Source organism: Morganella morganii H1r, assembly GCF_000633515.1.
GTDB classification, from domain to species: Bacteria; Pseudomonadota; Gammaproteobacteria; order Enterobacterales; family Enterobacteriaceae; genus Morganella; species Morganella morganii_B.
The window spans coordinates 12,735-26,247 of the sequence record NZ_AYMP01000025.1; the positions used below are offsets into that span (position 1 = coordinate 12,735).

A 13,513-nucleotide genomic window follows, 5' to 3' on the forward strand; every position below is an offset into this window, starting at 1 on the left:
CGCCGGGTGCGGGATAGTCAGCCGTAAAGCTGTTCGAACCAGCTTTCAAGGATAATCACGGCTGAGGCGGAATCCACTTTGTCTTTGCCGAGAGCGCGGTAGCCGCCGTCTGCAAACAGATTGGCGCGGGCTTCCACTGTGCTGAGGCGCTCGTCATGGAGTTCAGCGCGGATCCCGAAACGCCCGTGCAGGCGGTTGGCGAATTTTTTCGCCTGATTAGTGACCAGCTGCGGTGTGCCGTCCATATTGAGCGGCAGGCCGACAACCACATAATCCGGCTGCCATTCACGGAACACAGCGGCTATCAGGTCCCAGTCCGGAATTCCTTCACGGGCTTTCAGTGCCGCCAGCGGGCGGGCGGTGCCGGTGATGGTCTGACCGACAGCCACACCAATGCTTTTGGTGCCGAAATCAAAGGCAATCACAGTATTGCTGCTCATTATGCGTGTCCGGCCTGTTGTGCAATGGTGTAAATATTGACGCCGATACCGGCGGCAGCTTCGCGCCAGCGGTCGGGCACCGGGGTACGGAACAGCAGGCGATCGCTGACATCCGCCACCAGCCAGCTGTTCTCCATGATTTCCCGTTCCAGCTGACCGGCGGTCCAGCTTGAGTAGCCGAGCGTCATCAGGTAATGCGCCGGCTGCTCTGTGGTTCCCAGGGTTTCCAGCACATCTTTCGAGGTGGTCAGAAACAGATCATCGGTCAGGCGGGTGCTGGCGGCGTACTTTTTATCACCGGAGTGCAGCACGAAGCCGTGCTCTTCAGAAACCGGTCCGCCGAGCAGAACCGGTTTTTCCAGCGACAGGTTTTCATCACGGATATCCGGGGTGATTTTCAGCTTTTGCAGAATTTTACTGACAGACAGCTGTTCGATTGGTTTGTTGATCACCAGTCCCATTGCCCCGTTTTCATTGTGCTCACACAGATACACAACTGAACGCGCAAAATACGGGTCATCCAGTGAGGGCATAGCAATGAGAATATGATGTTGTAAGTTCATAACCTTCTTTTCAGTCTGCCCGCAGACCGGAGAAAACGGCCTGCGGATGTGAGTGTGCGGGGAGAGCCCCGGCGGTTACCGGGCGAGACGTTTTTCAATGGCATCCATCAGCATGCCGGTGACAGAAACGTCCGGTTGTGCGGCTTCAATTTCGCGGGCACAGGTCGGGCTGGTTACGTTGATTTCCGTCAGGCGGTCGCCGATCACATCGAGGCCGACAAAAATCAGACCTTTTTCTTTGAGGACCGGTGCCACGCTGCGGGCAATGGCCCAATCGCTCTCACTCAGCGGACGCACTTCACCGTGACCACCGGCAGCAAGGTTACCGCGTGTCTCACCCTTGGCCGGGATGCGCGCCAGACAGTAAGGAACCGGCTCGCCGTCCACCACAAGGATACGCTTGTCACCGTCTTTGATGGCAGGCAGGAAGTTTTGCGCCATGCAGAAAGTATGGCCGTGATTGGTCAGAGTTTCGATAATCACACCGACGTTCGGATCATCCTGTTTCAGACGGAAAATAGACGCGCCGCCCATGCCGTCGAGCGGTTTGAAAATCACATCACCGTGTTTTTGATGGAATTCACGCAGACGCTGTGCACTGCGGGTGACCAGGGTATCCGGGGTCAGATCGGCAAACCAGGCGGTGAACAATTTTTCGTTACAGTCACGCAGGCTCTGCGGTTTGTTGACGATCAGGGAACCGGCACTTTCAGCACGCTCCAGGATATAGGTGGCGTAAATGAATTCAGTATCAAACGGCGGATCTTTGCGCATCAGAATGACATTCAGGGTGCCCAGCGCGATATCCTGCTCACTGCCGAACTGATACCAGCCCGCCGGATCTTCTTTCACCGTCAGGGTGCGGGTACGGGCACGGGCAACGCCCTGATGCAGATAAAGGTCATTCATCTCCATATAATGGATTTCATAACCACGGCGCTGTGCTTCGAGCAGCATCGCGAAACTGGTGTCTTTCCTGATTTTGATGGAATCGATAGGATCCATCACAATACCGAGCTTGATCATTTTTTCTCCTTAACCCAGATCGCCGAAACGCACCTGCAATGCGGTGATTGCAGTGAGCGCGGTGGTTTCTGTGCGTAATACACGCGGCCCTAATAATATGTCGGTAAACTGATGACCGGCGGTCATCGCGATTTCCTCTGCTGACAGCCCGCCTTCCGGGCCAATCAGCAATCGCACTTTAGCGGTTTCTGCGGGCAGTGTATTGATACTTTGTGATGCGCGCGGATGTAAATTTATCTTCAGGGCATCATCATTTTCCGCACACCATACTTCCAGGGTCTGCACCGGGCGGATCTCCGGAATCACGTTGCGTCCGCACTGCTCGCAGGCGGCGATGGCAATTTTCTGCCACTGCTGCTGTTTTTTGTCCAGCCGTTCACCATCCAGTTTAACACCACAGCGCTCAGAGATCAGGGGGGTAATAATCTGAACACCCAGTTCAACGGATTTCTGAATGGTGAATTCCATTTTTTCGCCGCGTGACATCACCTGTCCGAGGTGGATAGACAGCGGGGATTCGCGGTTGTCGTCCTGCTCATCTGTCACACGGACGGACACACTTTTTTTGCTGACATCTGTAATTTCAGCATTAAAAATCCGGTTGGTGCCGTTAAACAGGATCAGGGAATAGCCGGTTTTCATCCGGAGCACACGGGCAACATGGTTGGCGCCGTCATCTGTCAGTTCTGTCACCATGCCGGGGGTTAAAGTGCCGGGGTGATAAATGCGCGGGATCCGCATGAAAATATCCTTTACGTTCTGCCGGCACGCTGCCGGTTGATACACATTGCCCCATGATAATAGAGGGGGGATCCTCACTGCAAGCATCAGCCGGGATCATTACATGCCGGGGTAACTGTCAATATTGCGTGATGACCCGAAAAAAAATGTAATTCAGCGGTAATCAGGGAAAAAAACGTGTCTTTCCCGGGGCGGTCAGGCAGGCTGCGGATATCGCAACAGGGAAAGACGCGGAGAAAACATGGACTGGCTGATTATGATTATCTGGGGAGTATTTTTGCCGCTGCCGCTAAAAGCCGGGACGGAATATATTCTGCGCCATTACTATCAGTATCCGCAGCGGTTGCCGGGCGGGTGGCTGTATCTGCACTGCCTGTTATCCGGCGTGCTGATCGTGTTCTGGTCAGACGGACAGGGCGTGTATGTCCTGTTTCTGACTCTGCTGTTTTTGTGTCTGGTGATGCTGTTTCATATTGATAACGCAGTATTTTATCTGCCGGATAAACTGGTGTTCCCGGTGCTGTGGGCCGGATTGCTGTTTCAGAATGAGGTCCGGCTGGTGACGCTCTCTTCCGCGCTGTACGGGGTGATCGGCGGTTTTTTTCTGCTCTGGTGTGTGGCGGAAGGTTATGCCTGGTGCCGGAAAAAAAGCGGCCTGGGCGGCGGGGATATCAAACTGTTTTCTGCCTCCGGGGCCTGGGTGGGGGCGGAACAACTCGCGCTGTTGCTGATGCTGGCCTGTGTGTCAGCGCTGGTGGTGTCCGGGATGCACTATTTCCGTCATCGCGGTTATCATCACCCTCAGTGCGGCCCGCGTATTATTGCCTTCGGGCCGCATTTAATTGCGGGGATGATTATGGTGATGGGAATGATGTCAGGCAGCCGTTTTCAGTAACGGGATCAGCCTTTCCCAATGAGATTCTGCACCCAGTACCGCCTGGTTCGGGATGTGCTGAAATTGGCCGTCCTCTTCCAGCAGCAGAGTCGGGAAGCCGCCGGTCGGGTTATGCACAAATAACTGACGGCTCTCATGAATATGCTGCTCAGTATTATCAGACTGAATATCACTGATACCCAGTTTATCCGCCAGCTTACGGAGGGTATCGCGGTTAAGCGGCAACCCGTCCCGATAATAGGCTTTCTGGCAGGCTTCCAGCATATCAATGCCTTTACCTGACTGTGCCTGCGCACTGAGAATGGCGGCAATCGGCGGCACGGAATCCATCACCCACTCCTGATTTTTCAGCAGGGTGTAAAAGGCATCGGTAAACGGTTGTCCGGTCAGCTGAGTGATACGCTGATTGTGGTTGCGGATCATCTCCCGCATGCTGTCATCTGCCGGGCGGCGCTGTGAACCGGTGATCATCCCGCCGCCGTGCAGGGCGATCGTCACGCCCTGTTTATGTGCGGCCTGAATAAACGGCGCAATACCATAACACCAGCCGCAGAGCGGATCATAAATATAGTGCAGCGTTTTTACTGACATTCTGTTTTCCTTAAATCAGATTACTGCGGCCAGCGCATTTCACCTTTGAGCACTTTGGCGCTCAGTTCGAGGCTTGGTTCATCCGCCAGGGCCGGGTAAGCGGCTTTCAGTGTGCTGATCATCTGCTGTGAGTCCTTACTCTCTTTCAGAGCGGCTTCCGCACGGGTCAGATAATCGGCGGTAAAGGTAATGGCCGCCGGTGAGAAATGGCTGTTACCGGCATAATGGCCGGGCACCACGGTGGCCGGACGTTTGTCCTGCATACTTTTCAGCGACTGCTGCCAGTACTGACGGGATTCCGGGGTCTGGGTATCCGCCAGCCAGACATGGATATTCTCTGATACCAGCACACCGCCCATTACCGCAGACAGTGACGGCACCCATACATAACTGCGTTCCGGCGCCGGGCTGTCCAGTCCTTCAATCAGAATGCTTTCCCCTTCCAGCATAATGCGGTTGCCCTCTAACGGCTCCGGCACAACGATACTCTGCGGGGCATTCTCTTTCAGAACCGGTCCCCAGTAAGCCAGTTTACCGTCTTTGCTTTCTTTAATCAGTGCCACGGTCTGCGGAGTGGCGACAATCTTAGCTTGCGGGAAGGCTTTTTTCAGTTCATCCAGACCGAAATAAAAATCCGGATCAGAATGGCTGATATAAATGGTGGTCAGCATTTTGCCGGTCGCACGGATTTTATCCGCCAGTACCTGAGCATCATCTTTCTGAAACTGGGCATCAATCAGAACCACCTCATTTTTGCCGCTGATGATTTCCGAAGAAACCGGGAAGATACTTTTTTCGCCGGGGTTATACACTTCCAGCGACAGCGGTGCGGCGGCAGTGACAAAAGAGGCACCCATCAGGGCGCTGAATACCAGTGAGGTACGGATTGCAGAAGTCATGGTGTTATCCTTTTTTGCAGGTGAGTCGTTAAGATGACGCTATAATAAGTTGCATAATCCGCCGGAAAAACCCCATAATCCGGTCTTCATTGTTGCGTAAACCGGACAAATAAAATGGACAGGATCACTGCCGCTCAGGTTTTTATTGCTATTACCGAACAGCGCAGCATGAGTAAAGCTGCGGATATGCTGGGAATGTCCCGTGCAATGGTGACGCGCTATCTGGCAGAAATGGAGAACTGGGCCGGTGTGCGGTTGCTGAACCGGACAACCCGCAGCCTGACACTGACCTCTGCCGGTGAAGCTGTGCTGACGCAAAGCCGGGAATTACTGTCGCTGGCAACGGCGATTGCCCGTCCGGTTGTGACGAAAGATGAGGCTGTCAGCGGTCTGGTGCGGATCACCTGCGCCCAGTCACTGGCGATGGTGGCACTGTCAAAGGCACTTGTGCAGTTCCGCGCCCGCTATCCGGCCATTGCCGTCGATGTGCAGGTCACAAATAAAGCGATCAGCCTGGTGGAGGAACGGATTGATCTGGGGATCCGCATCACCAATAATCTCGAACCAAACCTGATCGCGAAGCCGCTTTCCCGCTGTGATTCTGTGGTTTGTGCGTCACCGGTCTATCTGGAAAAGCACGGCTATCCGCCGTCACCCGAAGCGCTCAGTGAGCTGACCTGCCTGACTTATAACTTTTACGGCCGCAGTCTGTGGCTGTTTGAACGGGATGATGAGGTAATTTCTGTACCGGTAAGCGGGGCGCTCAGTGCCAATGAATCCACGTTTCTGCTGGAAGCAACGCTGAACGGGGAAGGTATTGCATTGCAGCCTTACTGTTCGGTGTATGAACATCTGAAAACCGGGCGCCTGGTGCGTCTGTTTCCGGAATACCGGCTGCCTGCACTCGGCATTTACGGCATTTATACCAGCCGGGAACATATGGCGCGGCCGCTGCGTCTGCTGCTGGATTTTCTGGCGGAGTGGTTTGCGCATTCGCCGGACTGGCTGCCGTATCTGCTGGATGAAAAGACTAACCGGTAACCCGTTTTAACTGCCGCAAAACGGCCTGCATATGCTGACGGAGATGGGTGATAAAAATATCTGTCAGTACAGAATGCGGTCTGTGCAGCGGGCGGATCAGGCTCACCGTGAACGGAATATCCTCACTGAACGGGCGGACACAAATTCCGCTGCAATCCATGGCGGTCAGCGGGTTAACGACAGACACCCCCAGTCCCTCCCTGACCATGGCGCATACCGAAGCGGCACTGTGTGTTTCCATTATCATCCGGCGCGGGATCTGCTTTTCACTGAACAATGCATCAATCCTCTGCCGGTAACTGTCCGCAACGGACAGGCTGATAAAATTTTGCTGTGCAAAATCAGCAGGGGTCAGTACTGATTTGCTGCACAGCGGATGCGATGACGGCAGCACACAGACTTCACTGAGCGTGAGCAGGGTTTCCTGCAGGGTGCCGGGCGGCGTCAGCTGATGTTCGGTAATCCCGATGTCATAACGCTGGGCGGAGAGCCACTCTTCCAGCAGCGGTGACTCCTGCGGGGCGATTTCAAAATTCACATCCGGATACTGCGCATGAAATGTGCGGCAGACAGCAGGCAGCAATGACTGAGCAAAGGCGGGCAGGCAGGTGATTGCCAGCTGGGCATGCTGAAACTGGCGGATGCTCTCCGCCGCCCGGCTGATACGCTCAAGACCGTAATATGATCGTTCCACTTCCTCGAATAACCGCAGCCCCTGTTCAGTCGGGTGCAGGCGGCCTTTGATGCGGTCGAAAACACGGAACCCGAGGATTTTCTCGAAACGGGCAAGCTCCCGGCTGACAGTCGGCTGTGAGGTATGCAGCAGTTGCGCGGCATCCGTCAGACTTTTTGTTGTCATAACGGCATGGAAAATATCAATGTGACGCCAGGAGTAGTGTTCCATTATTCATCGAATCCATATCAGTAATGAATAGACCTTAGCAAATCAGATATTTTAAATCCCGCAGAATTTTTGTCACGATGGAAAAAATGAGATCACGATCAAAAAGAGCACAACATCATGACCATCGCAACCAAAACACTCCGCGCCCCGTTTACCCCGGATGCCCTGCGCAGCCTGGCTCAGCAGTACGGTACCCCGCTGTGGCTGTATGACAGTGAGGTGATTGTCAGCCGCATTGCCCGGCTGAACCGCTTTGATGTGATCCGTTTTGCGCAGAAAGCCAATTCCAATATTCATATTCTGCGCCTGATGCATGAGCATGGTGTAAAAGTAGATTCTGTATCTGCAGGGGAAATCGAACGGGCACTGAAAGCCGGTTACCGTCCGGATGAGATTGTTTTCACTGCCGATATGATCACAGAAGAAACGCTGGATCGCGTGCTGGAACTCGGCATTGCGGTGAATACCGGCTCGGTGGATATGCTGCGCCAGATTGGTGCCCGCCGTCCGGGACATCCGGTGTGGCTGCGCATTAATCCGGGTTTTGGTCACGGTCACAGCCAGAAAACCAATACCGGCGGTGAGAACAGTAAGCACGGGATCTGGTTTGCGGATCTCGGTGAAGCACTGGCGGAGATCAGCCATTATCAGCTGACATTAACCGGCATCCATATGCATATCGGTTCCGGTGTGGATTATGAGCACCTGGCAACGGTCTGTGATGCCATGGCCGAACTGGTGATCACCAATAATCTGGATATCCGCGCGATTTCTGCCGGCGGCGGATTATCGACCCCTTACCGTGAAGGGGATGAAATTATTGATATCGGCAATTATTTCTCACTCTGGGATGCTGCCCGGGCACGTATAGCCCGTCATCTCGGCCGTGAGATCACCCTTGAGATTGAACCGGGGCGTTATCTGGTGGCAGAATCCGGTATTTTGCTGGCACAGGTACGGGCGGTCAAAGAGATGGGGAGCCGCCACTATGTGCTGGTGGACAGTGGTTTTAATGACCTGATGCGTCCGGCCATGTACGGCAGTTATCACCATATTTCGGTGTTACCGGCAGCGGGAGAGTTGCAAAGCAGCGCCGTGCGGGAAACGATTGTCGCCGGGCCGTTATGTGAATCCGGGGATGTGTTTACCCAGCTGGAAGGCGGAATGGTGGTGCCGCGCGCATTACCGGAAGCCGGTGTGAATGATTTTCTGGTATTTCACGATACCGGGGCATACGGTGCATCGATGTCATCAAATTACAACAGCCGTCCGTTGTTACCGGAAATCTTATTTACCGGCGGGAAAGCAAAACTGATCCGCCGCCGTCAGACAATTGATGAACTGATGGCACTGGAAATGACAGAATAATATATGTGTCTGACGGATACTGAAAATACCTGGGAATAACATCCCGGGTATTTTATTATTGATACTCCCGGGGAGTATATTGATGTTATTTTTTCATTACATAAAAATAACAACACAATGATGATTGTTAACTCAATAACTGCATCCGTAGGCGGTATTCCGGCAGAGTGTGACAGACGTTATAAAACAGATTGCCTGTCATAGAGTCCCCGCACTGTTACCTCTATTATCCCTTCAGTTATTTTATTATTTATCACCGGTACCGTTTTTATATAACAGTGCCGGTCAGCTTTTTCCGGGGACGTGTGTATTATGAATTTAATGCAGCCATTTGTATCAGAAAAATTAACACTTAAAAATAAATTAGTTTATCCACCGGTCAGAATAAAACGTGCCACTGACGGCTACGCGGATTATTTTCATCTGGCGCATTATATGTCTTTTGCTGTCGGTCAGGTCGGGCTGATTATTATGGAGGAGTGCGCGGTTACCGCTGACGGCCGTCTGGGCAGTGGCGCGCTGGGTTTATATGAGGACGGGCATGTTGCGATGCTGGCGCAGATTGTGGCGATGCTGCAAAATGAAGGCAGCAAAGTGGCAATTCAGCTTAATCATGCAGGCAGCAAGTCACGGCTGGAATCCGGCAATATTATTCAGGATATTAATACATTAACCGCAGAAGATATTACGGCATTGTTTGATTGTTATACACGTGCGGCGGCACGGGCAGATAAAGCCGGTTTTGATGCCCTGGAAATTATGTCATCCCATGAATTTTTAATTTCTCAGTTTATTGACCGGCGGACAAATCAGCGCAGCGATAAATATGCCGATCCGGTTATTTTTCTGACAGAATTACTGACCGCAATCCGCAAATCCTGGCCGGAAGATAAAGCGATTATTTTGCGTATCGGCACCCGTTACTGTGAAGAAGACAGTATTTCATTTACACAAAAAATTCTGCGTAATATAAATCCGCTTATTGATATTGTGCATATATCCAATGGCGGCAGTCAGATGCATGGTACAAATAAAGGTGTGGCTTATCAGCTGGAAGATACCAAAGGAGTTAAAAAAGGCTGTGAAAAACCGGTGATTGTTGTCGGGGGTATTCGCGACCATCAGCTGGCAGACGATATATTAGAGCATCAGTATGCTGATTTAATTGCCGTCGGCCGCGGATTATTGCGCAATCCTAACTGGTATCTGGAATATTTGCTGAAATATGATCGTAAATTAATTCCCCGTCCGTATATCCGAGCATTTCGCTGATAACAGTAAATACAATGACAGGAAGATAACATGGCAATATCAGTCTTAAAACGTATTTTCAGTGCCTGTGTATTACTGCTGTTTTTCAATTGTGCAGGGGCAAAAGAAATTACTGATCTCGCCGGAAACCGGGTCACTATTCCGGATACGGTAGAGCGGATTGCGGTTGTGCCTATTCCGTGGATGTCGATGATTTATGTGGTGGATGGTTCAGATGCAAAAATTGCGGGGATGCATCCGTCAGCAAAAGAGGCTTACCGCAACAGTATTTTAAAAACACTGGCGCCCGGTATTGAGAAGGTGAACAGCACCTTTGTGAATAAAGATTTCACGATTAACGGCGAAGAGCTGGTCAGGTTAAATCCGGATCTGGTGATTATCTGGGATTACCAGAAAGAAGAAAAAGAGAAACTGGATAAACTCGGTATCCCGGCGGTGGCAATCAGATACGGTGATTTGGATGATGTGAAAAACGGGATCAGGCTGCTGGGCGACATTCTGGGCAAAGAAAAGCGGGCCGCAGATTTACTGGCTTTTTTTGATCATCAGATTCAGTCAGTGAACACGGTGACAAGAGACTCAACCCCGGTGACCATTCGTGAGATGCCGTACGGAAAGCCGGGTATTCTGTATGTCAGAGATAAAAACCTGACGGTGGCCGGTAAGACCTCGGTAAACAGCCTGATGATCAACCGGGCCGGGGGCATTAATCTGACAGATGATATGCCGGTTAAACCAAACTGGATCACGGTGTCGGCAGAGCAGGTGATTAACCTGGATCCGGACATTATTATTCTGAGCCGGTTTGATTCATTCGTGCCGGAAGATGTGTACCGGAATACGGTCGGCTGGCAGGGCGCAGAAACGATTTCTGCTGTGAAGAACAGACGTGTTTATAAAGCCCCTATCGGTATTTACCGCTGGGATGCACCGGGGATCGAAACACCGCTGATGATGAAATGGATTGAAGCGCGGGTTAAACGTAAACCGGCAGATGACGCGGCAATACAGCAGGATATCCGTCAGTTCTTTAAGCAGTTCTTTGATACCGATCTGACAGATGCACAAATGCGGGATATCCTCAGTTTGGATGCCAATGTGACCGGTAACAGCAGCACAGGACGGTAATAAAGAGTGCAGTAATGGCGGAGCAGAAAACGGCTCCGCCATATTATTTATGCGCCGGGATTTTCACCTTTGCGGTAACGGTGAGAATTGGCGTGTGATTTCAGACCGATAATCTCCGGTGCAAACTCATCCACATTGATTGAACGCAGACGGCTGGCTTCGGCTTTGCGCAGAATATCCGCCTCCTCCGGAGTGACTTTTCCGTCCCCCAGGGCAATATCCGCCAGTTTATCCAGCCGGGTGAAATCAATGTGTTTTTCGGCCATACGACTGAGGCGATCTACCAGCGGCTCGGCGGCGAGAATATCACTGAGTGCGGCATTGAGCAGCCCGTGCGGGTTGTTGGGCTCAGGTGCCAGATATTGTCCGCGTCCGATCCTGTCGCGGGTTTCTGACGGTTCCTGCAACAGACGGGCGAGCTTGCTGTCCAGTTTATCTGACGGCGGACGGTGATGACGGCCTGACGGGAATATGGTCAGGCGCAGCAGCGCAGCCACTTTGCGGTCAGGGAAGTTGGTCAGCAGTTCATCCATGGCTTTTTCGGCTTCATACAGGCAATCCTGTACTGCCCAGTGCACCAGCGGTAAGTCTGCCTGCGGACGGCCATCCTCATCAAAGCGTTTTAAGGTGGCAGATGCCAGGTAAAGCTGGCTGAGTATATCGCCGAGTCTGGCGGAGATCCGCTCACGGCGTTTTAAACCGCCGCCGAGTGTTGCCATGGCGATATCAGACAACAGTGCCAGGTTGGCACTCAGCCGGTTGAGGTGCTGATAATAGCGGCGGGTGGCATCCCGGAACGGTGACGGGCTGAAATACCCGCGTGATAACCCGAGCCAGAAACTGCGGGTGGCGGCGGTTAATACATGGCCGATATGGGCAAACAGCGCGTTATCGAAGTCATTCAGCTGATTGTCTGCTGCTGCGGCCATTTCAGTCAGCACATACGGGTGACAGCGGATAGCGCCCTGACCGAAGATAATCATACTGCGGGTCAGGATATTGGCACCTTCGACAGTGATCGCGATAGGCGCCCCCTGATAGTTGCGGGCCAGGAAGTTGGACGGCCCGAGGCAGATCCCTTTGCCGCCGGCAATGTCCATGGCATCAATAATGGCGCGCTGCCCCCGGTGGGTACAGTGGTATTTTACAATCGCGGACAGAACCGCCGGTTTTTCTCCCAGCATTATACCTGTGGTAATCAGCGTGGCGGCGGCATCCATCAGATAGGCATTTCCGGCAATCCGCGCCAGCGGTTCCTCAATCCCTTCCATTTTGCCGATCGGCATCCGGAACTGGCGGCGGATATAAGAATAAGCACCAATTGCCATGGCCGCACTTTTCAGCCCGCCGGTGGCATTGGACGGCAGGGTGATACCACGCCCGACCGACAGACACTCCACCAGCATGCGCCAGCCCTGTCCGGCCATTGCCGGGCCACCGATAATATAATCCAGCGGCACAAAGACATCTTTGCCGCGGGTCGGACCATTCTGGAACGGGATATTCAGCGGAAAATGGCGGGTACCGGTTTCAACCCCCGGGGTATTCACCGGGATGAGTGCGCAGGTTATCCCGAGCGAGGTTTTTTCACCGAGCAGTTTGTCCGGGTCATACAGTTTAAAGGCGAGACCCAGCACGGTGGCAACCGGTGCCAGGGTGATATAGCGTTTATTCCAGTTCAGGCGCATGCCGAGCACCTGCTCACCCTGCCATTCGCCGGTGCAGATAATTCCGGTATCCGGAATGGCACCGGCATCAGAACCGGCTTCCGGACTGGTCAGGGCAAAGCAGGGGATTTCTTCCCCGGAGGCCAGCCCCGGCAGCCAGCGTTTTTTCTGTTCATCAGTGCCGTAGTGCTGTAACAGCTCTCCCGGCCCCAGCGAGTTGGGAACGCCGACGGTAATCGCCAGAATACCGGAAACTCCGGCGAGTTTTTGCAGCACCCGCGCCTGGGCATAGGCGGAGAATGCCAGGCCGCCGTATTCTTTGCGGATGATCATGGCGAAGAATTTATGTTCGCGCAGGAACTGCCATAATTCCGGCGGCAGATCCGCCAGTTCGTGGGTAATTTCAAAATCGCTGGCCATCCGGCAGGCTTCTTCTGCCGGGCCGTCGAGGAAAGCCTGCTCTTCTGCTGTCAGCTGCGGAGCGGGATAGCTGTGCAGTTTCTGCCAGTCAGGCTGACCACGGAACAGATCACCTTCCCACCAGGTGGTGCCCGCATCAATCGCCTCTTTTTCTGTCTGTGACATCGGCGGCATCACTTTGCGGAACAGCAGCATCAGACGGCTGCTGAACAGAGCTTTACGTACGGACGTGATCACAAACGGCAGGAAAAGCAGTACCAGCAGCGCGGTGACAGCAAACGGCCATAAACGGAAGATATTCATGATGAGACTGAACAGGATCAGTGCTATTGCACTGTACTTCAGACTGACTCTGTGAAAAGAGAGCAGCCCGGTGACGACGATAAACAAGATAATACTGAGTAGTAACATGATGAACCTCCGTAAAGGGATATCCGTGTCAGCACAATGTGACATCAGAGGTCTGACCTGTTGTGTTCAGATTTAGCGCAACGGAAGAATAACTTCAATGATTTCACATTTTATTTACAACTCAGCTCACAAAATTAGCAGAATAAA

Annotated in this window: 13 protein-coding genes; 5 read left to right on the forward strand and 8 right to left on the reverse strand. The window is 52.8% G+C overall.

The features are described from left to right. Nucleotides 1–17: 17 nt before the first annotated feature. From ruvX to rsmE, 4 genes are all read right to left on the reverse strand, one after another. A complete protein-coding gene (ruvX, locus tag U868_RS0115330; RefSeq protein ID WP_025154061.1) occupies nt 18–440 on the reverse strand; it encodes a Holliday junction resolvase RuvX in 423 nt (140 codons plus the stop codon). After that, a complete protein-coding gene (locus tag U868_RS0115335) occupies nt 440–1,003 on the reverse strand; it encodes a YqgE/AlgH family protein (protein WP_025154062.1) in 564 nt (187 codons plus the stop codon). The genes ruvX and U868_RS0115335 overlap by 1 nt, the downstream gene beginning before the upstream one ends. Nucleotides 1,004–1,078: 75 nt before the next feature. Then, nucleotides 1,079–2,029, reverse strand: a complete 951-nt coding sequence (gene gshB, locus U868_RS0115340; protein ID WP_025154063.1) for a glutathione synthase — start codon at nt 2,027–2,029, stop codon at nt 1,079–1,081. Nucleotides 2,030–2,038: 9 nt separating this feature from the next. Continuing rightward, a complete protein-coding gene (rsmE, locus tag U868_RS0115345; RefSeq protein ID WP_025154064.1) occupies nt 2,039–2,770 on the reverse strand; it encodes a 16S rRNA (uracil(1498)-N(3))-methyltransferase in 732 nt (243 codons plus the stop codon). 241 nt (nt 2,771–3,011) lie between these two features. Between rsmE and U868_RS0115350 the strand changes: the two genes are divergently transcribed. After that, nucleotides 3,012–3,665: a prepilin peptidase gene (locus U868_RS0115350; protein ID WP_025154065.1), complete on the forward strand. Its 654-nt coding sequence runs from the start codon at nt 3,012–3,014 to the stop codon at nt 3,663–3,665. Here U868_RS0115350 and U868_RS0115355 read toward each other — a convergent pair. Together U868_RS0115355 and U868_RS0115360 are read right to left on the reverse strand one after the other, a co-directional pair. Beyond that, nucleotides 3,645–4,256 carry a DsbA family protein gene (locus U868_RS0115355; RefSeq protein ID WP_025154066.1) on the reverse strand — a complete coding sequence of 204 codons (612 nt, stop codon included), beginning with the start codon at nt 4,254–4,256 and terminating at the stop codon, nt 3,645–3,647. The genes U868_RS0115350 and U868_RS0115355 overlap by 21 nt on opposite strands. 20 nt (nt 4,257–4,276) lie before the next feature. Then, a complete protein-coding gene (locus U868_RS0115360; RefSeq protein WP_240182729.1) occupies nt 4,277–5,113 on the reverse strand; it encodes an MBL fold metallo-hydrolase in 837 nt (278 codons plus the stop codon). 156 nt (nt 5,114–5,269) lie between these two features. Between U868_RS0115360 and U868_RS0115365 the strand changes: the two genes are divergently transcribed. Continuing rightward, nucleotides 5,270–6,196: a LysR family transcriptional regulator gene (locus U868_RS0115365; protein ID WP_025154068.1), complete on the forward strand. Its 927-nt coding sequence runs from the start codon at nt 5,270–5,272 to the stop codon at nt 6,194–6,196. On the opposite strand, the gene U868_RS0115370 is transcribed toward U868_RS0115365, so the two are convergent. Further along, nucleotides 6,186–7,100: a LysR family transcriptional regulator gene (locus U868_RS0115370; protein WP_025154069.1), complete on the reverse strand. Its 915-nt coding sequence runs from the start codon at nt 7,098–7,100 to the stop codon at nt 6,186–6,188. The two genes, U868_RS0115365 and U868_RS0115370, sit on opposite strands and share 11 nt — an antisense overlap. Before the next feature lie 117 nt (nt 7,101–7,217). Between U868_RS0115370 and lysA the strand changes: the two genes are divergently transcribed. From lysA to U868_RS0115385, 3 genes are all read left to right on the forward strand, one after another. Continuing rightward, complete coding sequence (lysA, locus tag U868_RS0115375) at nt 7,218–8,468, forward strand: diaminopimelate decarboxylase (protein WP_025154070.1); 1,251 nt, start codon at nt 7,218–7,220, stop codon at nt 8,466–8,468. Between the two features lie 321 nt (nt 8,469–8,789). Continuing rightward, entirely contained in the window at nt 8,790–9,740 is a 951-nt protein-coding gene (locus U868_RS0115380) for an NADH:flavin oxidoreductase (RefSeq protein WP_240182730.1), read from the forward strand. A gap of 30 nt (nt 9,741–9,770) precedes the next feature. Further along, the gene (locus U868_RS0115385; protein WP_025154072.1) at nt 9,771–10,868 is read left to right on the forward strand and encodes an ABC transporter substrate-binding protein; all 1,098 of its coding nucleotides are present in this window, start codon (nt 9,771–9,773) and stop codon (nt 10,866–10,868) included. A gap of 47 nt (nt 10,869–10,915) precedes the next feature. On the opposite strand, the gene fadE is transcribed toward U868_RS0115385, so the two are convergent. After that, a complete protein-coding gene (gene fadE, locus U868_RS0115390; protein ID WP_025154073.1) occupies nt 10,916–13,366 on the reverse strand; it encodes an acyl-CoA dehydrogenase FadE in 2,451 nt (816 codons plus the stop codon). Nucleotides 13,367–13,513: the final 147 nt, after the last annotated feature.